The sequence below is a fragment of the Erwinia sp. S43 genome (genome assembly GCF_016624745.1).
Classification (GTDB): Bacteria; Pseudomonadota; Gammaproteobacteria; order Enterobacterales; family Enterobacteriaceae; genus Erwinia; species Erwinia coffeiphila.
Genome location: NZ_JACVTX010000018.1, coordinates 64239 through 87478, shown reverse-complemented (window position 1 = coordinate 87478; position 23240 = coordinate 64239). Strand labels below are relative to the sequence as shown.

The 23240-nt window shown below is 51.1% G+C and carries 19 protein-coding genes; 13 read left to right on the top strand and 6 right to left on the bottom strand.

Going from position 1 to position 23240, the window contains the following annotated elements:
* Together glnL and glnA are read right to left on the bottom strand one after the other, a co-directional pair.
* A complete protein-coding gene (glnL, locus tag IBT47_RS18970; RefSeq protein ID WP_105594404.1) occupies positions 1 to 1050 on the bottom strand; it encodes a nitrogen regulation protein NR(II) in 1050 nt (349 codons plus the stop codon).
* 263 nt (positions 1051 to 1313) lie between these two features.
* Positions 1314 to 2723: a glutamate--ammonia ligase gene (glnA, locus tag IBT47_RS18965; protein ID WP_105594405.1), complete on the bottom strand. Its 1410-nt coding sequence runs from the start codon at positions 2721 to 2723 to the stop codon at positions 1314 to 1316.
* 437 nt (positions 2724 to 3160) lie between these two features.
* Between glnA and typA the strand changes: the two genes are divergently transcribed.
* The 13 genes from typA to IBT47_RS18900 all read left to right on the top strand — a co-directional run bounded on the left by typA (position 3161) and on the right by IBT47_RS18900 (position 17095).
* Positions 3161 to 4981, top strand: a complete 1821-nt coding sequence (gene typA / locus IBT47_RS18960) for a ribosome-dependent GTPase TypA (RefSeq protein WP_105594406.1) — start codon at positions 3161 to 3163, stop codon at positions 4979 to 4981.
* Between the two features lie 134 nt (positions 4982 to 5115).
* Positions 5116 to 5712, top strand: a complete 597-nt coding sequence (gene yihX, locus IBT47_RS18955) for a glucose-1-phosphatase (protein WP_105594407.1) — start codon at positions 5116 to 5118, stop codon at positions 5710 to 5712.
* 2 nt (positions 5713 to 5714) lie between these two features.
* Positions 5715 to 6581, top strand: coding sequence for a virulence factor BrkB family protein (locus tag IBT47_RS18950; RefSeq protein WP_200562167.1), 867 nt, complete (start codon positions 5715 to 5717; stop codon positions 6579 to 6581).
* Positions 6578 to 7015: a D-aminoacyl-tRNA deacylase gene (dtd, locus tag IBT47_RS18945; RefSeq protein WP_105594409.1), complete on the top strand. Its 438-nt coding sequence runs from the start codon at positions 6578 to 6580 to the stop codon at positions 7013 to 7015. Before IBT47_RS18950 ends, dtd begins: the two co-directional genes overlap by 4 nt.
* Before the next feature lie 59 nt (positions 7016 to 7074).
* Complete coding sequence (fabY, locus tag IBT47_RS18940; RefSeq protein ID WP_200562165.1) at positions 7075 to 8013, top strand: fatty acid biosynthesis protein FabY; 939 nt, start codon at positions 7075 to 7077, stop codon at positions 8011 to 8013.
* Between the two features lie 479 nt (positions 8014 to 8492).
* Positions 8493 to 9035: a fimbrial protein gene (locus IBT47_RS18935; protein WP_200562163.1), complete on the top strand. Its 543-nt coding sequence runs from the start codon at positions 8493 to 8495 to the stop codon at positions 9033 to 9035.
* Between the two features lie 75 nt (positions 9036 to 9110).
* On the top strand, positions 9111 to 9659 hold the full coding sequence (locus IBT47_RS18930) for a fimbrial protein (RefSeq protein ID WP_200562161.1): 549 nt from the start codon (positions 9111 to 9113) through the stop codon (positions 9657 to 9659).
* Positions 9660 to 9763: 104 nt separating this feature from the next.
* On the top strand, positions 9764 to 12247 hold the full coding sequence (locus tag IBT47_RS18925; RefSeq protein ID WP_200562159.1) for a fimbria/pilus outer membrane usher protein: 2484 nt from the start codon (positions 9764 to 9766) through the stop codon (positions 12245 to 12247).
* Positions 12248 to 12290: 43 nt separating this feature from the next.
* Complete coding sequence (locus IBT47_RS18920) at positions 12291 to 13052, top strand: molecular chaperone (protein ID WP_200562153.1); 762 nt, start codon at positions 12291 to 12293, stop codon at positions 13050 to 13052.
* 42 nt (positions 13053 to 13094) lie between these two features.
* The gene (locus IBT47_RS18915) at positions 13095 to 13706 is read left to right on the top strand and encodes a fimbrial protein (protein WP_200562151.1); all 612 of its coding nucleotides are present in this window, start codon (positions 13095 to 13097) and stop codon (positions 13704 to 13706) included.
* A complete protein-coding gene (locus IBT47_RS18910; protein WP_200562149.1) occupies positions 13706 to 14785 on the top strand; it encodes a fimbrial protein in 1080 nt (359 codons plus the stop codon). The genes IBT47_RS18915 and IBT47_RS18910 overlap by 1 nt, the downstream gene beginning before the upstream one ends.
* Positions 14786 to 14796: 11 nt before the next feature.
* Positions 14797 to 15357, top strand: a complete 561-nt coding sequence (locus IBT47_RS18905; RefSeq protein ID WP_200562147.1) for a fimbrial protein — start codon at positions 14797 to 14799, stop codon at positions 15355 to 15357.
* Positions 15358 to 15376: 19 nt separating this feature from the next.
* Positions 15377 to 17095: a PglL family O-oligosaccharyltransferase gene (locus tag IBT47_RS18900; RefSeq protein WP_200562145.1), complete on the top strand. Its 1719-nt coding sequence runs from the start codon at positions 15377 to 15379 to the stop codon at positions 17093 to 17095.
* A 3-nt stretch (positions 17096 to 17098) separates the two neighbouring features.
* On the opposite strand, the gene IBT47_RS18895 is transcribed toward IBT47_RS18900, so the two are convergent.
* From IBT47_RS18895 to trmH, 4 genes are all read right to left on the bottom strand, one after another.
* Positions 17099 to 18778 (bottom strand): AsmA family protein, encoded by a 1680-nt coding sequence (locus IBT47_RS18895; protein ID WP_200562143.1) that lies wholly within the window; start codon positions 18776 to 18778, stop codon positions 17099 to 17101.
* A 128-nt stretch (positions 18779 to 18906) separates the two neighbouring features.
* Positions 18907 to 20292 (bottom strand): NCS2 family protein, encoded by a 1386-nt coding sequence (locus IBT47_RS18890; RefSeq protein ID WP_200562141.1) that lies wholly within the window; start codon positions 20290 to 20292, stop codon positions 18907 to 18909.
* 112 nt (positions 20293 to 20404) lie between these two features.
* Positions 20405 to 22486 carry an ATP-dependent DNA helicase RecG gene (recG, locus tag IBT47_RS18885; protein ID WP_200562187.1) on the bottom strand — a complete coding sequence of 694 codons (2082 nt, stop codon included), beginning with the start codon at positions 22484 to 22486 and terminating at the stop codon, positions 20405 to 20407.
* Positions 22486 to 23181, bottom strand: coding sequence for a tRNA (guanosine(18)-2'-O)-methyltransferase TrmH (trmH, locus tag IBT47_RS18880; protein WP_200547504.1), 696 nt, complete (start codon positions 23179 to 23181; stop codon positions 22486 to 22488). The genes recG and trmH overlap by 1 nt, the downstream gene beginning before the upstream one ends.
* Between the last annotated feature and the right edge of the window lie 59 nt (positions 23182 to 23240).

The window sequence follows — 23240 nt, the reverse complement described above, 5'->3', positions numbered from 1 at the left end:
TCACTGGCGAATAGGCAGATAAACTGAGAACTCAGTGTGTCCGGGCCAACTGTTGAACTCTATTTTCCCGGAATGCTGGTCTATCAGGCTGCGGGCAATCGACAACCCCAGCCCGGTGCCGCCTTCACGGCCGCTGACCATCGGGTAAAACAGCGTATCCTGCAGTTGTGCCGGGATGCCCGGGCCGTCATCTTCAATATCGATGCGCGCCACAAGGCGATAGCGTGTACCGTGCAGCGTGAGCTGAAACGCCGTACGGGTACGTAGCGTAATGGTTCCACCCTGGTCGCCCAGCGCCTGCAGCGCGTTACGGACGACGTTAAGCAGAACTTGTTCGATTTGGTCGGGATCGTGTGGTAGCTCGGGCAGGCTGGGATCGTAATCCCGTACCAGAGAAACGTTATCGGGCAGCTCCATAGAAACCAGATTGACCACGCGTTCAGCCACCTGGTGGATACTCTGAGTAACGTGCATTCCCGGCTGCTGAGGGCCCAAAAGGCGATCGACCAGATTGCGCAGGCGGTCAGCCTGTTCAATGATAACTTTGGTGTATTCGGTTAAACCCGGATCGGGGAGCGCTTTGGCCAGCAGCTGTGCTGCGCCGCGTAATCCTCCCAGCGGATTTTTAATCTCATGCGCCAGACCGCGAACCAGATCGCGGGCAGCAACCTGTTGCGCATGCTGCAACTGCTCCTGGCTAAGACGACGCTGATTATCCATCGGCGCCATTTCCATCAGAATCAGACCATCCGGCAGGCGCTGTGCAGTCAGTGACATAATATGGGCGCGACTGTCGACCACCAGGGTCACTTCGCTGTCGGTGAAGCCCTGACCTGCATCCAGGTTCTCGAGCATCACTTCAATATTGAGAGAAAAATAACCAATCAGTTCCGGTAACGGCGTACCGAACAGCTTGCGGGAACTTTGCGCCAGCAATTGCTGCGCTGCGGGGTTGGCATAATGAATCACCAGCTCGCTATCAACTAACAAAATGCTGTTGATCAGTGAATTGAGAATCTGCCCAGCATCGGGCAGAGCGCCAGTTGCCATAAAGCGTTCTCCTGAGTCATTCGCGCGCACCAATTTAGTGCATTATAGTCATTTAACCCGGAAATCATCGCGTGAGACGATGAATTTGTGGAGAAAAAAGCCCATCCGAAGATGGGCTGAAAGTTTCCACGGCAACAAAATCCCAGGCGTTTATCGTGCTGGAGCTTGGCGGGTTCCTTAATCTCACCCACATGGCATAGCCATGCGGGTTTGGTCTTGGTTGCCGCCTCTCAGCGACAGGATATTCGCCGGGCTACTACTAATTAAACGCTGTAGTACAGTTCGAACTCGACTGGGTGCGGAGTCATACGAACGCGGTCCATCTCTTCCTGACGCAGGGCGATGTAGGCATCGATAGTGTCTTCGGTGAACACGCCGCCACGAGTCAGGAACTCACGGTCTTCGTTCAGTGCAGCCAGTGCTTCGTCCAGAGAACCTGCAACTTTTGGAATCTCAGCTTCTTCTTCCGGAGGCAGGTCGTACAGGTTTTTGTCCATCGCATCGCCAGGGTGGATCTTGTTGATGATGCCGTCCAGGCCAGCCATCAGCAGTGCGGCGAAGCACAGGTATGGGTTAGCCGCTGGATCCGGGAAGCGCGCTTCGATGCGGCGTGCTTTCGGGCTGGTAACCACTGGGATACGGATTGAAGCTGAACGGTTACGGGCAGAGTAAGCCAGCATTACTGGCGCTTCGTAGCCTGGGACCAGACGCTTGTAAGAGTTGGTGGTTGGGTTTGCCAGGGCGTTGATCGCTTTAGCGTGCTTGATAACACCACCGATGTAGAACAGCGCCATTTCAGACAGGCCGCCGTATTTGTCACCGGCGAACAGGTTGGTGCCGCCTTTAGACAGAGACATGTGGCAGTGCATACCGGAACCGTTGTCACCAAACATTGGCTTAGGCATAAAGGTTGCTGTTTTGCCGTAAGCGTGAGCAACGTTGTGAACAACGTATTTGTAGATCTGAATTTCGTCAGCTTTTTTGGTCATGGTGTTGAAGCGGGTAGCCACTTCGTTCTGACCAGCGGTTGCCACTTCGTGGTGGTGAGCTTCAACAACCAGGCCCATCTGCTCCATGGTCAGACACATAGCAGAACGGATGTCCTGTGAAGAGTCGACCGGTGGTACCGGGAAGTAGCCGCCTTTCAGACCTGGACGGTGGCCTTTGTTGCCGCCTTCGTATTCTTTACCGGTGTTCCAGCAGGCTTCGATATCATCGATAGCAACGTGAGAACCTGAAGTGCTGCTGCCGAAACGAATGTCGTCGAACAGGAAGAACTCTGGCTCTGGTCCAAACAGTACGGTATCCGCGATGCCGGAAGAACGCAGGAAGTCTTCAGCGCGCTTAGCGATGGAACGCGGGTCGCGGTCGTAGCCCTGCAGAGTGCCTGGCTCGAGGACGTCACAACGGATGATTAGGGTAGAGTCAGCGAAGAACGGATCGATCATCGCAGTAGTCGCGTCTGGCATCAGAACCATGTCGGATTCGTTGATGCCTTTCCAGCCACCAATCGAGGAACCGTCAAACATTTTGCCTTCTTCGAAGAAGTCAGCGTTAACCTGATGAGCGGGAATGGTCACGTGCTGCTCTTTACCTTTAGTGTCGGTAAAACGCAGGTCAACAAATTTGACTTCGTGCTCGTTCATCATCGACAGAACGTGTTCAGCGGACATACTTAACTCTCCTGGATTTTGTCATTGTCGTCGTGGTTAGAGAACTTAACGGGCGCGCTTTGCGTTTGGCTGCGCTGACTCCGAAAATTAAAGTCCTCTGACAAGCTATCAACCGTTGTGGAAACTGGCATTTTTCGCTTACAGATACTAAAGCGAAATCTATGCCAACTTTTTTATTCAGTGAAAAAAGCGCTATGATGCGCCCTCTCGAAAGACGAGGAGTGCACCATGATGGAAAATGCGCACTGTTTTGGTGCCTTTGTATGATAGCTGGGCACCATTTTGGTGCAAATTTGCCATGCAGTGCAATCTTTGCACTGAAAATGGCTGTAAATGCAATCCGAACAGTTAAATTTCTATGAAATATGTGATCCTGTTCAGTCCTTCGATTAATCCGTGTACAATAGCGCGCTATTTCTAATGCCTGAGGCAAAGCTGTGATCGAAAATTTGCGTAACATCGCCATTATTGCCCACGTTGACCATGGTAAAACTACCCTGGTTGATAAGTTGCTGCAGCAGTCCGGGACCTTCGATGCCCGTACCGAAGCAACCGAACGCGTAATGGACTCCAACGATTTGGAGAAAGAGCGTGGGATTACCATCCTCGCAAAAAACACCGCCATTAAATGGAATGACTATCGCATCAATATCGTAGATACCCCAGGACACGCCGACTTCGGCGGTGAGGTAGAGCGTGTGATGTCAATGGTTGACTCGGTGCTGCTGGTTGTGGATGCAATGGATGGCCCTATGCCGCAAACCCGCTTCGTGACCAAAAAAGCCTTCGCTAATGGTCTGAAGCCGATTGTAGTTATCAACAAAGTTGACCGCCCCGGTGCGCGTCCAGACTGGGTTGTCGATCAGGTGTTTGACCTGTTCGTAAACCTGGATGCCACTGATGAGCAGCTGGACTTCCCGATTATCTATGCTTCTGCATTGAACGGTATCGCGGGTCTGGATCACAATGATATGGCGGAAGACATGACCCCGCTGTATCAGGCAATCGTTGATCGCGTATCGCCACCGCAGGTTGAGCTGGAAGCCCCACTGCAGATGCAGATCTCGCAGCTGGACTACAACAACTACCTGGGCGTAATTGGTATCGGTCGTATCAAGCGCGGTAAGGTTCGCCCTAACCAGCAGATCACCGTAATCGACAGCGAAGGCAAAACTCGCAACGCTAAAGTCGGTAAAGTTCTGACCCACATGGGCCTGGAGCGTATCGAAGCCACTGAAGCGGAAGCGGGCGACATCATCGCCATCACCGGTCTGGGTGAGCTGAACATCTCTGACACTATCTGCGACCCGCAGAACGTGGAAGCGCTGCCGGCCCTGAGCGTTGATGAACCAACCGTAACCATGTTCTTCTGCGTTAACACCTCTCCGTTCTGCGGTAAAGAAGGTAAGTATGTGACTTCACGTCAGATCCTCGACCGTCTGAACAAAGAGCTGGTGCATAACGTGGCACTGCGCGTTGAAGAAACCCCGGATGCCGATGCGTTCCGTGTTTCTGGTCGTGGTGAGCTGCACCTGTCCGTTCTGATCGAAAACATGCGTCGTGAAGGTTTCGAACTGGCGGTATCCCGTCCGAAAGTTATCTTCCGTGAGTTCGAAGGCCGTAAGCAAGAGCCATTCGAAAACGTAACCCTCGACATCGAAGAGCAGCACCAGGGCTCCGTGATGCAGGCGATGGGTGAGCGTAAAGGCGACATGAAAAACATGGATCCGGATGGTAAAGGCCGCGTGCGTCTTGACTACGAGATCCCAAGCCGTGGTCTGATCGGTTTCCGTAACGAATTCATGACTATGACTTCCGGTACCGGCCTGCTGTACTCCACCTTCAGCCACTACGACGACGTTCGTCCGGGCGATGTGGGCCAGCGCCAGAACGGTGTACTGATCTCTAACGGCCAGGGTAAAGCGGTAGCATTCGCCCTGTTCAGCCTGCAGGATCGCGGTAAGCTGTTCCTGGGCCACGGTGCAGAAGTGTATGAAGGCCAGATCATCGGTATTCACTCACGTTCTAACGACCTGACCGTGAACTGCCTGACCGGTAAAAAACTGACTAACATGCGTGCTTCCGGTACTGATGAAGCCACCACACTGGTTCCACCACAGAAAATGACTCTGGAGCAGGCTCTGGAATTCATCGATGATGACGAACTGGTAGAAGTGACTCCGCAGTCCGTACGTATCCGTAAACGTCACCTGACTGAGAACGATCGTAAACGCGCAAACCGCGGACCGAAAGAGTAATAACTCGTCGAATCAGTGAACAAAGGTCGGAGCAATCCGGCCTTTTTTTTGTCCGCAGTTTTCCTTCCCTTACCTGTTCAGCCTCCGGATTTACCGCTAGAGTGAATAACTCAGCGGAACAAAAGGAGAGGGCTATGCTGTATATCTTTGATCTCGGTAATGTCATTGTAGATATTGATTTCAGACGGGTTTTAGGTGCCTGGAGCGATCTCGGCCGCGTACCGCTGGCCACACTGCAAAGCCGCTTTCATATGGGCGAACCTTTCTTCCAACACGAACGTGGTGAAATCAGCGACGAACAGTTTGCGGCGCAAATGTGTGAACAGCTGGATATCGCGCTTGGATTTGAGCAGTTTGCTGTCGGCTGGCAGGCCGTGTTTGTCGGTGTACGCCCGGAAGTGATCGCCATCATGCACAAACTGCGGGAACAGGGCGATCGCGTCGTAATTTTATCGAATACCAACCGCCTGCACTGCGAGTTCTGGCCAACCGAATATCCTGAAGTTAAAAACGCCGCTGATAAAATTTATCTGTCGCAGGAAATGGGGCTGCGTAAGCCCGACCCTGAAATTTATCAACGCCTGCTTAATGAAGAAGAAGCCTCCGTGCAGGACGCTATCTTCTTCGATGATAACCTTGAGAATATTGAGGCTGCACGAGCGCTAGGCATCCACAGTGTCCATGTGACCGATGCCAGCGTGGTGCCGGCGTTTTTCTCCGACCGTAAATAGTCATGCGTTTGTTTAGCCATATTCGCCATCGCCTGCATGCTGTCTGGCAGTATGTAAAACTGCTGTGGCGGCGGACGGATGAAGACGGCATGACCATGCTGGCAGGCCATCTTGCCTATGTATCGCTGCTGTCTCTGGTGCCGCTGGTTGCCGTGGTGTTTGCGCTGTTCGCGGCTTTTCCGATGTTTTCGGAGGTCAGCACGCAGATTAAGGACTTTGTTTTCAATAACTTTGTCCCGGCGGCGGGAACGACTATCCAGAGCTACCTTGAGCAATTCGTCGCTAACGTCAATAAAATGACCACAGTCGGCGTGGGTGGACTGATCGTCACCGCACTGCTACTGATGTATTCGATAGATTCTGCGCTCAACACGATTTGGCGGAGCAAAAAAAAGCGACCGCTGATTTACTCGTTTGCCATCTACTGGATGATCCTGACTCTGGGGCCACTGCTGGTGGGGGCAAGCCTGGCAATCAGTTCTTACCTGCTTTCACTGCACTGGGCCACGGTCAGCGGCGTTTCCTGGGCGATCGACATGATGCTGCGCATTTTCCCGCTGCTGCTTTCCTGCCTCTCATTCTGGTTACTTTACAGCATCGTCCCCACCACTGAGGTTGCCGCGCGTGATGCGCTTGTCGGTGCGCTGGTTGCAGGGGTACTGTTTGAGCTGGGGAAAAAGTGTTTCGCCCTCTATGTTACGATGTTCCCCTCGTACCAGTTAATTTATGGGGTACTGGCCGTTATACCCATTATCTTTCTGTGGGTTTACTGGACCTGGTGTATCGTACTGTTGGGGGCTGAAATCACGGCTTCGCTGGGTGACTACCGTCAGCTAAAACAAGAAGAAAAAGAGAACGAGGAACTATGATTGCCTTAATTCAACGAGTGCTTGCTGCCAGTGTGACGGTGGCAGGCGAAACCATCGGGGAAATCGGGCCGGGGCTGCTTGTCCTGCTCGGCGTGGAAAAAGGGGATAGCCCTGAAAGTGCGCGTAAGTTGGCCAGTAAAGTGCTTGGTTACCGTATTTTCGGTGACGAAAACGACAAAATGAATCTGAACGTGCAGCAGGCAAAGGGTAGCGTGCTGGTGGTGTCGCAGTTTACGCTGGCTGCCGATACACAAAAGGGTCTGCGCCCCAGTTTTTCCGGCGGCGCAGAACCGGCAGAGGCTGAAAAGCTTTATGAGTATTTCACTGCCTGCTGTCGTGAACAGGGGATTACGACGGAAACCGGGCAATTCGCTGCTGATATGAAAGTGGCGCTGGTTAATGATGGCCCGGTAACCTTCTGGTTGCAGGTTTGACGCAGCTGGCCGAGCGGCAAAGGAACAGCCTGGCGAGCTCAGACAGAGAGAATCACTTTATGTATCACCTCCGGGTGCCAGAAACCGCAGAAGAGTTAGATACCTACTATCAGTTCCGCTGGGAGATGCTGCGTAAACCACTGCATCAGCCTATGGGATCTGAGCGTGATGCCTGGGATGCCCTTGCGCATCACCAAATGGTGGTCGATGAGCAGGGGAATCCCGTAGCCGTTGGCAGACTGTACATTAACGCCGATAACGAAGCGGCAATTCGCTTTCTGGCCGTACATCCCTCGGTACAGGGTAAAGGGCTTGGCACGCTGGTGGCGATGACGCTGGAGTCCGTTGCCAGACAGGAAGGCGTCAAGCGGGTAGTGTGTAGTGCCCGTGAGGATGCCGTGGACTTCTTCGCCAAGCTTGGCTATCTCAATCAGGGCGAGATCACCGCGCCACAAACCACGCCCGTGCGCCATTTCCTGATGATAAAACCGGTGGTGACGCTGGATGATATTCTGCATCGTGCCGACTGGTGTGGCCAGCTTCAGCAGGCATGGTATGAACACATCCCCCTCAGCGAAAAAATGGGCGTGCGAATTCTGCAATATACCGGGCAGAAATTTGTCACCACCATGCCTGAAACGGGCAACCAGAACCCTCACCATACGCTGTTCGCCGGTAGTCTGTTCTCTCTGGCCACGTTAACCGGGTGGGGGCTGATCTGGCTGCTGCTGCGTGAGCGCCACCTGGGGGGGACCATCATTCTGGCCGATGCGCATATCCGCTACAGCAAGCCTATCAGCGGCAGGCCCGGTGCGATTGCCGATCTGGGTTCGCTCAGCGGTGACCTGGATCGTCTTGCCCGTGGGCGCAAGGCGCGCGTGCAGCTGGAAGTTGAACTGTTCGGCGATGATGAATCCGGCGCGGTATTTGAGGGCGTATACATTGTTTTGCCTGCAGATACCGACGGACCACTGGAATCTGGGGGTTCCGGGCAGTAATTTTACTGATTCGAATCATAGATTCTACTAAGTGCCGACCGAGACGGTCGGCTTTTTTTAGTGTTTTATTCTGTTTACAAATGGGGGTTGTTATTTAAATGAAATGCGATTGATTGGTATTGTCATAACATGATTGCTAATTATTTATTATAACTAAAGTTAAACATAACTTAGTGTTTTTTAAAGTATATATATTATTTTTTTATGATTTATCTTATCACGTGAACAAGTAATGAGATTGATTAATATCTGTCTTACATTATCACTTTGGCCATGATTATTGACTTATTGTGCTTCTGGTTACAATTTAATAAACCTTTGTCTTTAATCTTGTTAGTGAATTTTTTAGGGTTTCGTATCGCATTCGTTATTATCAAATAAACACTATTCTAATTAAACTCCTGCCTTGGTAAATTAAAAAAAGCATAGCAAATGAAATGCAATGTTATTTCTTTAATTCCATATCAAGGATGTAATAAATGAAATTGAACAAAATTCTGATCTCCATGGGCGTGGTTCTGGCTTGTGTATCTACAGCATCATTTGCTGCCTATACCGGTACTCCAACCAATGGCACCATCGAATTTAAAGGTTCGCTGGTAAATTCAGCATGTGGTCTGGCTGCTAACTCTAGCCCGGTAATTGTTGATTTTGCTGAGATCACTACCGCAGCTCTGAAAGGCGGTGCAAGGGCTGGTAATGAGAAAAAGAATATTGAGCTTCAGAACTGTGATATCACAGTTGCACAGCATGCGACTGTGACCTATCAGCCTAATACTGAAAATCCAAACGATTCATCTCTGGCTGCAATGCTATCCGGCACCGCCAAAGGTGCAGGTATTGGTTTAACCGATAATGCCGGCAAGGATGTTATCTGGGGTCAGGCATCAGCTCCGGTCAATCTGACTAACGGTAAATCTGTCATCCCATTTATGGCCTATGTTAAAGCCGATAACTCTTCCAGCGCCGTAGAGCCGGGTGATTTCACCTCACAGATCAACTTCCAGATCGACTATCAGTAATGCTCTAATTACTAACGCAGGGTGTCTGGCTCTGCGTTAGTAATATTGTTGGTCCCAGTGATGGGTAGAGGAACTATGAGTTTGCGCAAATGGATTTGCTTCGGCTTGTTTTGCAGTATGGGCAGTATTACTCAGGCGACTGATGTCAAATATAGTACGCCCGGTGAGCTAATGGTGAAGGGTGAAATTATTGAAGCACCCTGTGAGGTCGAGTACCAGGATCGTGAACAATGGATTGAATTTGGCCAGGTTACCGCTCAAGAAATTATTAGTCGTACAGGTAATAATCTGACTCACTTCTTCCATATCCGTTTGACCGGATGTTCTTTGCAAAGCCAAGCCTACCCCGGTGTTTTCTATCGCAGTGCAAAAATTATTTTTAACAGTGATAAAGTCAGAGAAGACGACGAGCTGATTGGCATTACTGGTGATGCTAAAGGATTTGGTATTCGCCTCAGTGACAGTAATGGAAAAATGCTGAGATTAGGTGAACCAACGACAGAGTTTTATTTAAAGGAAGGGGTTAATGTTCTTAATTTCAAAGCAACAATAGTTCCTTTAAGCAATAACATAGTATCAGGTGAATTTTTCGCAACTGTTAGATTCTTTATGGATTATTTGTAGAAGTCTCGACTGTAATAAATCTATTGAGGCAAGGAAGGCTACTTTATTAATCTCATGCATATCTTTTATCGTTCTGGATATGTGGGGGTTGGGATGATAATTTAATGTTATTTATTATTAAAAGCAGATACAAATTATCCATAGCGAATCTGATATTGTGCTTGATTGCACACTATTCCTGGGCCGCAGGTGATTCCGTCGAGTTCAGCGTTGATGCGCTGGATGCTGCCGATCGTGGTAATGTCGACCTTTCTCGCTTTGCAGAAACAAACTACGTGGCACCCGCTAACTACTTACTGGATATCAAGATTAACGGGCGTTTTTATAAGCAGGATAAAATCACCTATATCATTTCTCCTGATGATAAAAATAAAACGCTGGCGTGTTTAACGCCTAACATGGTCAATGCGCTGGCGCTGAAGGAAAAAGCGTTGAAAATGGTGCGTAGAATTGATGATACCTGTTTAGATATTACCACCATTCCCAGTGCAACCATCTCTAACCAGGACGGTGCTATTGATGTTTCTATCCCTCAGGCATGGATGAAATATTCCGATCCTGACTGGACACCACCCGAACGCTGGGATAATGGTGTACCCGGTCTGTTGCTGGATTACAGTATCAGCGGGCAAACAAGCCGTCAGATAAAGAATGGTTCTGGTTCCAGTACCAGTTTTTCTGCCTATGGTCAGACGGGTATGAACATGGGGGCCTGGCGCCTGCGTGCGCAGTATCAGGGGGATTATTCCGGCAGCGAACACCAGCATAATTTCGAATTTAATCAGATATATGCTTATCGTCCTCTGCCAATGCAGGCGGCGAAGGTGATTCTTGGTGAAATTTATTCAAACTCCAAGGTGTTTGATACCGTACGTTTCACCGGTATTAATCTGGCCAGCGATGAGCGTATGCTGCCCCCTAACCTGCAGGGTTATGCCCCGCAGGTGCGCGGTATTGCAAAAAGCAACGCGAAAGTAACCGTTAGCCAAAGCGGACGTACTATTTATGAAACAACGGTCCCGGCAGGTCCATTTAATATCGAGGATCTGAATACATCTGTGCGTGGTGAGCTGGATGTCAAAGTTGAGGAACAGGACGGTACAATAACCACTTTTAAAGTGAATACTGCTAATATTCCGTATCTTACGCGGCCGGGATATATTCGTTATAACACTTCTGTTGGTCGTCCATCACAGTATAACCACAAATTCCAGGGGCCTGCTTTTTATACCGGTGATTTCTCATGGGGCTTAAGCAACTCGTGGTCGATTTATGGTGGAGTTTTACTTTCCGGTAATAACTATAACGCCTGGTCGACGGGCGTTGGGAGAGATCTGGATATTTTAGGTGCAATATCTGCTGACGTGACGCAGTCGATCAGTAAACTGCCGGGCGAAAGTTCACAGCAGGGAATGTCCTTCAAGCTTAGCTACGCAAAAACTTTTGATGAATTTAACAGTGCAATCACGTTTGCGGGCTATCGTTTCTCGCAGAAAAAATTCAGGACCCAGTCTCAGTATCTGGATGATCGATACAACGATTATAACAGTACGGGTCGTGATAAAGAGATGTACACCATCACCGGTAATAAAACATTCTGGGCCGACGATCCGGACAAGATGACCACGCTATTTGTTACCTATACCCATCAGAATTACTGGGATACAAAAGGTCAGGATCGCTATGGCTTATCCGCGTCACGGACGTTCAGTATTGCCGGGGTAAGTGGTATCACGGCTAACCTGGCGCTGTATCGTTCAACCTATCAGGGGCGTAATGATGACAGCCTGTCCTTCTCGATTTCCATGCCGATTGGCGACAGTCGCTGGGCGGGTTATGACCTGCAGATGCAGGGGCGTAGAAATACACAAATGGCATCTTACAGCGACAATCGTGATTACAACAATTTGTGGCGAATCCGTGCCGGTGCCGATCAGGCCGGTAAAGCTTCCGGCGATGGCTATTACCAACACCGTGCGGCGATGGCGCAGATTGATACCAACGTCAGCTATCAGCAGGATAACTATATTTCACTGGGCGGCACGGTGCGCGGTGGGATAACGGCAACGCGTTACGGCGCAGCAATACATAACAGCTCAGCCACTCAGGATACGGCACGGATTATGGTCGATACCGGAGGCGTAGCTGGCGTGCCTCTTAACGGCAAGCTGGCTAGAACGAATTTCTTCGGAATTGGCGTGGTCCCCGATGTCGCAAGCTATAACAGCTTTGATACGCGTATCGATGTTGATGCGTTGGGTGAAGATGTGGAAGTGTCGCATGCCATTACCACCACAACCTTCACCGAGGGAGCGATCGGCTACGAGAAATTTGCCATGTCTCAGGGGGAAAGAGTGATGTCGCAGCTGCGATTGCAGGATGGAACCTCTCCGCCATTTGGTGCTGAAGTGGTGAATGATGATGGGGTCAGCGTGGCGATGATTATGGATGGCGGTATTGCTTATCTATCCGGCGTTAAACCGGGCGAAAAACTTTCCGCCGTCTGGGAAGGAAAGAAACAATGCGCAATACAGGTCCCGGAAAAGTTAACGCACAAGCAGGCACAAATTTTATTACCATGCCAATAGAATTGTAACGGGAAAACACGCACGATTTAACAGGATTTTTATTATGCGAAAAAATATTGTTACCTTAAATATAGCAACATTAACGGCTGTTTTAGTCGTGAGCATGGGATCTGCTCAGGCTGGTATTTCCCTCGATCGTACAAGAATGATCCTTACCGGAAACAGTGTCTCTGCCAGCGCAAACCTGTCAAATACCAGTCCGGATGTACCATTTCTTGCGCAGTCATGGGTTGAAGATGCAAAAGGAAATAAAATCACCTCACCCCTTCTGGTGTTACCAGCATTACAGAGGATTAACGGTGGGCAAAAAGGCGTTATCAGAGTGACTAAAACTAACGGAATTGAAGCTCTCCCTCAGGATCGCGAGAGTATCTTCTATTTAAATGTCAGAGAAATACCGCCTAAGCCTAAAAAAGCTAACGTGCTTCAGTTATCTATGCAGTCGAGAATAAAATTATTTTATCGGCCAACACGAATTATTCCGGGCAGTAAAAATGAAGTTTGGCAGAGTAAACTGGCGTTTAAAAAAGAAGGGGGTAAATTCGTCGCGGATAACCCGACTCCTTACTTTATAACCGTAATAGGTTTAACAAAAGGTGCTTCTGAAAAAGGAGGGGAACGCCTGACAACCTTCCCTGGGATAATGATACCACCGAAGTCGACACTCGATGTGCCGGTAACCAATACGAGCGTAAATGAATTTTCGATGATGTATGTCAATGACTACGGTGGTCACCCTGAAATTCGATACCGCTGTGAGGGCACCATTTGTCATTCTGTTCCTGACGATCAGGTAAAAAAATAGCATGGAAAGCTGTTTTTTCTGCATATAAAGAGGGATGTAATTGTGATTACCCGAACGCTAATTTTATCGACACTGATGTTCAGCTGCTGTGCCAGTGCGGTGCTTTCTCCCGTTCACCGTGATTTGTATGATGTTGAAGGGCAGAATGGCGTGGTTCATTTTCATGGTGCCGTATTGACTTCCCCCTGCATACTGGCCAGCGAATCTCAGGAGCAGGATGTCGATATGGGCGAGGTTAGCGCCCGGTCATTTCGTCAGGAAGGAAGTCGATCTAAACGAGTAATTTTTGTCGTCAACCTGAAGGGTTGTCTAGCTGGTGCGCACGAGTCTCATGAAGATATTCCCGGAAAAATGACCGGGGTAAATGTCAGATCTTATACGACAGATGAGCGGGTGATCTCTCTCACCTTCGCCGGTGAGTCCGATGGTGCTAACCCCGACCTGCTGATGGTGCGGGGAGGTGTTCGAGGCCTTGGGCTCCGTCTGATGGACAGCAAAGGCAGTCCACTTTTCCTGAATCAGACTCAGCATCCGTATCTGTTGTTTCCCGGCGATAATACGTTGACGTTTATGGCTGCTTTAGAGTCAACGCAGAAATATGTAGGTGCCGGGAGCTACTATGGAATGGTTCGTCTGATGATGGAGTATTTGTAATGGGCAAGCGGCGTACTAAGCAAAGCACACTCCGATTCGGAGCAACGTGCGGATTATTAATTACCCCTCTTTTATTTCCACTTTCATCAATGGCGTATAATGAGGGTGACATTACGCCGGAAATCGTTGGTGGTTTTAAATATGAGGTTCCAATTTCCTCAATGGACTTAAGTTCGAATAAAGTGGGTACTCAAGTCCTTCGGAACTGGAATGTGGGGGGGCGATATACCGTTGATATACATTGTAACAGGCCAATAACGAATCAATCGCGATTTTATACGGCAACTACTACAATGGTTAATTCATCAACCCCTAACTTTTTGGTGTTAAATGATTACATTGATGTAAAGGTCGAGGTGTTTATGATTACCGGGATGGGGGCGCAGGGCGATTTTTTCCCAGTGCCTTTTACAGGGCGAGCTAACAATGTCCCTGAATCTTGTGTTCCACCGTCATCTCATGTGATCAGAGATACAATGTCTGGTTCTCAAGGCCGAATAACGTTCGTCATTAAGAAACCGTTAATCAATGGCATGAATCTTGAAGGAACTGAGCTAGTTAAATTGTATGGTCGGTTGGGTGCTACACCATCGATTAGTTATCCTTTGGCTACGATTACCATTACCTCTGGAATTATTACCGTTCCGGACAAATGCATTATTAATGAGGGGCAGGCTATAGTTATTCCCTTTGATGACATCCCCGGGTCCGGTGTTGATGCTAATAATACCAAATACAGGAAGCCCGTACCCATTCGTGTTGAGTGTAAAGGCGGGAGTTTTGATACAGGATTTCTTAATATAAAAATGGGTATTCAGCCTGCGGGTTCAGGGTTGGCAAGTTTTAACCCGGACTATCTTGGTACGACCGGGATCGGCCTCGACCGCAGTAACCTGGGTGTGGGGTTGTGGGATAAGTCAGGAAACCCTGTGTTACCGAACCATTTTTACGATATCGATAATTTTGAAAATAATAAGGGTAACTGGAACCTGACGGCTTCACCCATTATAAATAAAGGCGCTCAGATTCCTGAAGGGGATTATGAGTCTACCGCCAGCGTTGTTGCAGAATTTCAGTAGGGACGAGTGACATGATGAAACTATGCCGTTGGCTGCTTCCTTTACTGCCTGCCGTTGCAATGAGCCAGTCGATGGCGGCTACGACTAAAATGGCTGGATTAATCGGTGGGGATCTTCGATTCACCGGTAGAGTTGTTGCGTTACCCTGCGATGTTGCTCCCGGAGATGAAAAGGTTCCTGTCGACTTTAAGCAGATTGCGTTAAAGGATCTTGTTAATGATAAAACGACAAAACCGATCCCTTTTACTATCCATCTGCTTAATTGTAATGCTGTTGTTTTTGAATCGGTGACGATCTCTTTTTCAGGTAATGAAAGCCCTAAGTTACCGAACCGATTGATGATTACGCCTGAAGGTGCCGGTGATATGTCTGCCATTGGCGTTGGGCTGCAGTTAAAGGACGGCAGCCCCGTCACGCTGAAACAGGCATCCCCTGCGGTTGCACTCTCTCAGGGAAGTATGAGCCTTGATTTTTTTGCTTTTGTGGAAGCGGATACCGACGAAATAAAATCGGGTAACGTTGCCTTTGGGCCATTTACCTCCGTTGCGCAATACACGCTGAGCTATCAGTAACCAGATAAGGCCTCGTTATATGTCTGATACCATTCCGATTTCCGAGCACAAAGGAATGTCGCTGGGGCGATCGCGTACGTTAAGAAATACTCTCTTATGCCTGGTGTTTCTTTTTTTTAGTTTATTACTGCACTGGTATCAGCCGAATATGGGGGGGAGCGGCCTGGCGCTGCCCATCAATATCATTACGTGGATGACGGTCTGCGCGTTTATGGTCATTATTACCGTGTGGCCGGTTTCCTCAGGTCGCATCCGGCTGAGATTTAGCGCTGCGTCGGTCTGGTTTGTGAGTGGCTTTCTGATTTTAATTCTGCTCTCATTGTGTACCAAACCTGTCTGGCGGGAGAACGCTGCGTTAACTACTATCGGAATGGTGGGCAGCGTATTCTTTTATCTTACGTTGCTACAGTTCAGGGGCCGCCCATCTGACACCTGGTGGATGATGACGGCTGTACTGCTCGGCGTTGTTCTTGAATGTATATTATGCCTGGTACAGTATTTCCACTTACCTGCGGCGCAGTGGTGGGAATTCTCAACGCTTCGTTCGGCAAGGCCTTACGGTATTTTTCAGCAAATTAATGTACTGGCAAGTTTTGTGGCGACAGGCGTATCGGCTCTGCTCTTTCTGAGTTTTTCTTCCCCATACCAGGTTTTACTTTCGCAGGGTAAGTTTGCTCTTTACCATCGGTCAGCCTGTTTTTTCCTGTTTTTACTCTTTGGTCTTGTGCTTCAACTCTGCCAGTCTCAGATTGGTTACCTGGCAACCGGTATCGCTTTGCTATGTTACTGCTGCTGGTTTTACCGGCAGGCGGCAAGGCTACTGTGGATCGCTACGGCTTTAGTCTTAGGGATACTGATCGGTAAACTGATGCAGTTTCTGATGATGACGCCTGACATTAACCATATACAAAGTACCCATATTCGCTGGGTATTCATCGTCGATAGCCTGCGCATGTTCATCGAAAAACCGCTATTCGGTTGGGGCGTCGGCGGCTTCGAATATAACTTCTTGCACAGATTCGGTGGGGAAGAGACCTTTGCAGCTCAGGGCACGAGCGCTCATCCTCACAACGAGATTCTCTTGTGGATGGTTGAAGGTGGGAGCCTGGCTCTTCTGGCAATGGCGGCAATAATTATTGGCGGGGGCATCATTGTTCGGCTGGCTTACCGCAGGAAAAAACTTCCCCTGCTGGCTGTAGCGTTTCCTGTTCTGCTCCATATGATGACTGAATACCCCATCTATCAGTCTGCTGCCCACTGGCTACTGTTGTTGATAGTGTTGCGCTGTATTGATATTCCTTGCCGTCACTTCAGGGTATGGCCGTCCCTGATATGCAGCGGGCGGATATTTACGGGGGCTGCTGCTGCGGTATTTCTGATCCTGTTGGCGGGAGCCATGCAGCTACAGGGTAAGCTGACTGAAATTGAGCGCGGTGGCCGGCAGGACGCACTGTCAGCAACAGCTCATCCTGTCGGAAAAATATTGCTCAGCGATCGTTATGACTTTGACCAGCATATTGGCAACCTGCTGCGCTTCAACCAGTCGGGGGACAGCTACTGGCTGATAAACTTTGAACACTGGGCGCGGCGCTATTCTGGAGTACACCCCGACGCGAATATTTATGATACAAGGATAAATATTGCCCGGCAGCTTAACGACGTACAACACAGATTGGCGTTGCAAAAGGAAGCTCGCTGGCTGTTTCCTCACGATCCGCGGTTTGCCAGCGAGCATTAGCCATCAGTTGCCGCTGCGCACTTCACCGTTCACCATCCGCTGCTGCACGGAATTATCAGCAGAGGTGGTGGAAAGCGTAGCGTTAACAGTAGGCTTTAACGGTTTATCCTGTTGCAGCAGGGCCTGACCGCTTAATTGTAGATTGCCTTTGCTCTGCGGAAGCGGTGACCATCCCCAGTTCTGCAACAGGTTAAATGCGACCTGGCGACCATTCAGCGTAAAGGATGTGTTTCTGTCAGGCTGCTGGCTTATTTTGGCGTTACCTTCCAGCATGCCGTCACCACTAAAAGCGCTCATCTCAGTGAAATTAATGCTATTTCCATCTGCGGCCAGGGTGAGTGAAGGGTGACGCAAGTCAACGCGATTGAAGGTGGCTTCAGCCGCATTCAGGCTCAGATTTCCCGCCCAGATCCCCCACTGGTGGTTGTGCGCCAGCAGCAGGTTGTTGCCGGTACCTTCCAAAGACGTCATCTGGAAAGGGAATGCCGGATCGATATCGATGATCAGATTGCGATTAGCACTGAATTTCTTAACTTCAACGCTATCCAGCCAGCCCGGTAGCGCTTGCATCCAGCGCTCACGCCAGGTTGAGGGGAGCGTGTACTCCAGACCCGCGATGACCACTTCATCCAGGCTCAGCTTTTTATCGCTGCGGTTCCAGCTGCCCTGGGCACGGATCAGGCCGTTAACCCAGCGGGAACTGAACTGCGAAAGCTCAATACCCTGCGGAGAAAAGTCCAGATTTGCAATTGGGTCGTCCAGCTGCAGGCTCCCGTTGACAACACTACTGGCGTTCATCGCCAGCGATCCGCCATCGCTCTGCCAGCCACCGTGGCTCAGCGTGATATTTTTCAGCACTAAATCCAGATCGGTGACCGCCCAGTCGCGGCCTTCCAGGCGTGCATCGGTGACATCCACTCTGCCCAGCCGAACCTCAGGAAGAGATAGCAGAGGCTGTAAAAAATCACTCAGCGTTTTATCACTTTGCAGGCGGATGCTGTTCAGGCGCAGGCTGGAAACCTGCCAGTTGCCGGACGCATCACGGCGGGCATTTGCCGTCGCCGATCCCCGAGCGACATCTGCACCAAGGTTGCTAATCGTCCATTCCCGTCCTTTCACATTGCCTTCAATGAGTGCATTCGCCGCCGGTACGCCATTCAGCATCAGCGATCCGGCGCTAATCTGGAAGCTGGCCTGATAGTCTGGACGTTCAGTCGCTTCTGGCTGCCAGGGAATGATACCGCCATCTACCCGCTGAGCCTGTAATGACCAGTTATCCCGGGAGCGATTAAGCGCCATCTGGCTAAGCTGGAGTCGGTCGGCCTGTAAAGAAACCGGCGGATTGCCGTTATTCAGATTTAGCGTTCCCTGATTCAGGCGGATGCTGGAGAAATGAAGTGGATTGCTGAATTGCTTGAGGCTCAGACCGAGGTCGACGCGTTTAGCGACCAGCGTAGCGGGCTGACCATCCCGGCCAAAGGCAACGTTATCAAGCAGGAGATGGCTGGGATTAGAAAAGTCATGCTCTATTTTACTCATAGAGAGCTGATAGGCGCTGTCGTCACTAATCTGGCGGCTAATCCATCCTGCACCCCACTGGGTTTGCAGCAGCACATAAAGAGCAACGATGACCAGCAGTAACACCAGTAGCAGCGTGAGCAAAACTTTTCCGAGAAATTTCATTGCAACCATCCCGTGGAAAATCGGTAATGGCTTGTTATGCCTGATTTATCGCCGTTTCTCAACCGGGAAGGCACTTGCAGGGCGGAAATTATCCGCCCTGTATTCGTACGACTATGACCGCTGCGGAATTATTTTTCCTGAGGGAACACCAGATTCAGAACAATAGCAGTGATCCCGCCTGCCGCGATGCCGGAAGAGAGCAGCGTTTTCAGCCAGTCTGGCGCGAACTGCAGGATCAGTGGCTGCTGTGATACGCCCAGCCCAACCGCCAGCGACAGGGCAATAATCATAATTGCGCGGCGGTTTAATGGCTCACGTGACACGATGCGCACACCGGAAGCGGCAATCGTACCAAACATGACAATCGTTGCACCGCCGAGTACCGGTTCAGGAATATGCTGCACGAAACCACTTACCGCCGGGAACAGTCCCAGCACAATCAGCATCAGTGCCACCACAAACCCTACGTAGCGGCTGGCAACGCCGGTCAGCTGGATCACGCCATTATTCTGTCCGAAGCAGGAGTTTGGAAAGGTATTAAACAGTGCGGAAACGCAGGAGTTAAGGCCGTTAGCCAACACGCCGCCCTTGAGCCGCTTCATATACAGCGGGCCACTGACCGGCTGTTCTGAAACGTCAGAAGTCGCGGTAATGTCGCCAATAGTTTCCAGAGAGGTCACCATAAATACCAACATCAGCGGAATTAACAGGTTCCAGTCGATACCCAGTCCGTAATAGAACGGCATCGGAATCGCCACCAGAGAGGTATTGGTCGGCGTTGTGTCTGCCGGCAGCATACCCAGAGCCCACGCCAGCAGATAACCGACTGCCATCGCTATCACCAGTGAGGCTACGCGCAGATAGGGATTACGCTGACGGTTCAACAGAATAATCACCGCCAGAACGGCTCCGGCCAGCAGCAGATTTTTTGGTGCGCCGAAGGTGTGATCATTCATTGCCGCATAGCCGCCACCGATAGAGGTCAGGCCAACCTGAATCAGCGACAGACCGATGATCATCACCACAATCCCGGAAACCAGCGGGGTAATGACGCGACGCGCCAGGTACAGAACGCGGGACAGGGCCATTTCGGTACAGGAAGCGAGCATCAATGTGCCAAACAGTGCGGCCATCATGGTCGGGACGTCAGCACCACCGTTTTTCAGCGCCAGCCCGCCCATGATCAGCGGAGAGACAAAGTTAAAACTGGTGCCCTGGATAGAAAGCAGCCCGGAGCCTACCGGTCCCCAGGTTTTGATCTGCAGAATAGATGCCACACCGGAAGCAAACAGGGACATGCTGATGATGTGCTGCGTGTCCTGGGCTGGTAAGCCGAGAGCCTGGCAAATTAGCAATGCCGGTGTAATAACCGCGACAAACATCGCCAGCAGGTGCTGACACGCGGCAAACAGGGTCTGAGGGAGCGGTGGGCGGTCTTCAAGACGATAAATCAACTCACTTTTGCTCACCGGAGAAGGTTGGCGGGCAGCGGCATCATGGGCATCAACGGACATGTTCGGGGTTCCAGCGGTAATAAAGTGGCGATTTTAATCTTCTGCCGTTTAAAAGCAAACGTTTGCTGATGATGAAAGTTGACGCGGAAGTCGGCGAATAAGGGTACGCACTTCAGGCGTTGGTGTAGCGCTCGGTTTCAGGAAGCCAGCGCTCAATTAAGGCCTGCGCCTGCTGGGGATAGTACTGGTGGATATGGCGAGCCACGCGCTGAACTTCCGGGATCATCGCACCATCGCGCAGGAGATCGGCCACCTTAAACTCGGCATTACCGGTCTGGCGCGTACCCAGCAGTTCACCAGGGCCGCGTATTTCGAGATCGCACTGGGCAATAACAAAACCGTCATTGCTGTCGCGCAGAACCTGCAACCGTTTTTGCGCCGTTTTGCTAAGCGGGGCCTTATACAGCAGTACGCAATGAGAGGCGACAGCGCCACGCCCGACGCGCCCGCGCAGCTGATGGAGTTGTGCCAGGCCCAGCCGTTCCGGATTTTCAATAATCATCAGACTGGCATTGGGAACATCAACTCCAACTTCAATCACGGTGGTGGCAATCAACAGCTGGATTTCACCGGCCTTAAATGCCTGCATCACCGCCAGTTTTTCCGCCGGCTTCATGCGACCGTGCACCAGACCAACCTGCAAGTCGGGCAGTGCCAGTTTTAGCTCTTCCCAGGTGGCTTCAGCCGCCTGCGCTTCCAGCAGTTCCGACTCTTCAATCAGCGTACACACCCAGTACGCCTGACGGCCTTCCGTGCTACAGGCACTTTTAACGCGGGCGATGATATCCGCACGGCGCGTATCCGGGATTGCTACGGTAGTCACGGGTGTCCGGCCCGGCGGCAGTTCGTCGATGGTGGAGGTATCGAGATCGGCATAGGCGGTCATCGCCAGGGTCCGCGGAATGGGCGTGGCGGTCATGATCAGCTGGTGTGGATGGAATCCCTGCTCTTCGCCTTTTTCCCACAGAGCCAGGCGTTGGTGAACGCCAAACCGATGCTGTTCATCGATAATGACCAGCGCCAGCCCGTTAAACTGCACCTGTTCCTGAAATATGGCGTGAGTACCGACAATCATTGATACCTGCCCGCTGGCAATCGCTTCCTGCTGGGCAAGGCGAGCCTTCCCTTTCTGTTTTCCTGCCAGCCAGCCAACTTCAACTCCTAACGGAGCAAACCACTGGCGGAAGTTATTTGCGTGCTGTTCAGCCAGCAGCTCTGTAGGGGCCATCAGTGCCACCTGTTTGCCCCAGGCAATCACATTAAGTGCAGCCAGCGCGGCTACCAGCGTTTTACCGGAACCAACGTCGCCCTGTACGAGGCGCATCATTGGGTAATCTTTTGCGAGGTCAGTTTCTATTTCACGGCCAACGCGTTGTTGAGCACCGGTAGGACGGAACGGAAGTGCAGCCAGTAATTTATCGCTCAGCGAGTGGCGGGGCGTCATGGCAAGTGCGTGATAGCGCTGAGCCCCGGCGCGGACTGCCAGCATGCTGAGATTGTGAGCCAGCAGTTCTTCCATAATTAACCGGCGCTGAGCGGGATGTGTGCCGCTGTCGAGATCGCTCAGGGCGATATCCGGTGGAGGACGATGCAGCGTGCGTAGCGCTTCCGGCAGTCCAATCAGTCCCTGGCTTAGCTCGGGAGGCAGTAATTCGGCAATAGCGCAGGTGTCCTGCAGGGCAAGCGCCTGGTCGGTCAGATTGCGCAGCGTGGCCTGGCGGATCCCCTCGGTGGTGGAGTAGACCGGGGTCAGCGTTTCCTGTAGACCGGTGACGCCTTGTTCTCCCTGAATCTTATATTCAGGATGAATGATTTCTGCCCCGCGCTGACCACGTTTGATTTCACCATAGGCGGTAACGCGTCGCCCGACGGCAAGGCTGTTTTTCATCCCGGCATTAAAGTTGAAGAAGCGCAGCGTCAGCACGCCGGTGCCATCGCTAATCTGGCAGGTCAGCATGCGGCGGCGACCAAAGCTGATGTCGCAGTGCAGCACGTCGCCTTCGACGGTGGCAAAGATGCCCGGTAGCAGATCGTTAATCGTATAGAGTTGGGTACGGTCTTCATAACGCATCGGGAGATGCAGCAGCAGATCCTGTACGGTAAGCAGGCCAATTTTTGCCAGCTTTGCTGCCTGACTGGCGCCCACGCCGGTGAGCGTGTTCAGCGGAATGGCATCCAGCAGGCGGCCCTGCATTATTTCGTCGCCTTTGACTGCATAGTTGCCCACCATTCCGGGTCCGCTTCCACTTCACCACGGTCATTGATCACCGGATAGGGCAAACCTTTCTGTTTCGCAACGCGAGCCAGGACAGGGTAGCCGCCTTCAAACAGCAGTCGCTGCTGCTCGGCGTAAGCCAGCGTACTTTCTTTACGCTGGTACATACCGGCATTCTGGCGCTGGCGCTGGGCTTCATACAGGATCAGTGCCGATGCTACGGAGACGTTCAGTGACTGCACCATACCAATCATGGGGATGATAATATCCTGGTCGGCAAGCTCCAGTGCTTCCCGGGTGATACCGGTTTTTTCCTGGCCCATCAAAATACAGGTAGGGCGGGTATAGTCAATTTCGCGAAAATCGACGGCTTTATCCGACAGATTGGTGGCCAGAATTTGCATATCCTGGCTTTTGAGATGCTGCACGGCTTCAGAAATGGTTCGGTGAGTTTTTACCTGCACCCAACTGTTGCTACCGGCGGCGGATGACACCATGGTGCGCATGCGGCTACCGGGCCAGACGGCATGCACTTCATGCACGCCAACGGCATCGGCAGTACGGATCACCGCGGAAACGTTATGGGGTTTGTGCACCTGCTCCATACAGACCGTCAGATCGTGCTGGCGCGCGGCGAGCATCTCACGGATACGGGCATAACGTTGTGCATTCATGCGAAGAATAACTCCCTGAAAATAGTAATTCCGTCGCGGTACGATAAATCGACGATCGG

Excerpts from the sequence above, each read along its gene's own strand:
- dtd (WP_105594409.1), top strand. The coding sequence starts at position 6,578 with ATGATTGCCTTAATTCAACGAGTGCTTGCTGCCAGTGTGACGGTGGCA.
- IBT47_RS18930 (WP_200562161.1), top strand. The coding sequence starts at position 9,111 with ATGAGTTTGCGCAAATGGATTTGCTTCGGCTTGTTTTGCAGTATGGGC.
- recG (WP_200562187.1), bottom strand. The coding sequence starts at position 22,486 with ATGCAGGGCCGCCTGCTGGATGCCATTCCGCTGAACACGCTCACCGGC.
- IBT47_RS18910 (WP_200562149.1), top strand. The coding sequence starts at position 13,706 with ATGGGCAAGCGGCGTACTAAGCAAAGCACACTCCGATTCGGAGCAACG.
- IBT47_RS18925 (WP_200562159.1), top strand. The coding sequence starts at position 9,764 with ATGTTATTTATTATTAAAAGCAGATACAAATTATCCATAGCGAATCTG.
- glnL (WP_105594404.1), bottom strand. The coding sequence starts at position 1,050 with ATGGCAACTGGCGCTCTGCCCGATGCTGGGCAGATTCTCAATTCACTG.
- yihX (WP_105594407.1), top strand. The coding sequence starts at position 5,116 with ATGCTGTATATCTTTGATCTCGGTAATGTCATTGTAGATATTGATTTC.
- IBT47_RS18950 (WP_200562167.1), top strand. The coding sequence starts at position 5,715 with ATGCGTTTGTTTAGCCATATTCGCCATCGCCTGCATGCTGTCTGGCAG.
- IBT47_RS18900 (WP_200562145.1), top strand. The coding sequence starts at position 15,377 with ATGTCTGATACCATTCCGATTTCCGAGCACAAAGGAATGTCGCTGGGG.
- IBT47_RS18935 (WP_200562163.1), top strand. The coding sequence starts at position 8,493 with ATGAAATTGAACAAAATTCTGATCTCCATGGGCGTGGTTCTGGCTTGT.
- IBT47_RS18895 (WP_200562143.1), bottom strand. The coding sequence starts at position 18,778 with ATGAAATTTCTCGGAAAAGTTTTGCTCACGCTGCTACTGGTGTTACTG.
- trmH (WP_200547504.1), bottom strand. The coding sequence starts at position 23,181 with ATGAATGCACAACGTTATGCCCGTATCCGTGAGATGCTCGCCGCGCGC.
- glnA (WP_105594405.1), bottom strand. The coding sequence starts at position 2,723 with ATGTCCGCTGAACACGTTCTGTCGATGATGAACGAGCACGAAGTCAAA.
- IBT47_RS18920 (WP_200562153.1), top strand. The coding sequence starts at position 12,291 with ATGCGAAAAAATATTGTTACCTTAAATATAGCAACATTAACGGCTGTT.
- IBT47_RS18905 (WP_200562147.1), top strand. The coding sequence starts at position 14,797 with ATGATGAAACTATGCCGTTGGCTGCTTCCTTTACTGCCTGCCGTTGCA.
- fabY (WP_200562165.1), top strand. The coding sequence starts at position 7,075 with ATGTATCACCTCCGGGTGCCAGAAACCGCAGAAGAGTTAGATACCTAC.
- IBT47_RS18890 (WP_200562141.1), bottom strand. The coding sequence starts at position 20,292 with ATGTCCGTTGATGCCCATGATGCCGCTGCCCGCCAACCTTCTCCGGTG.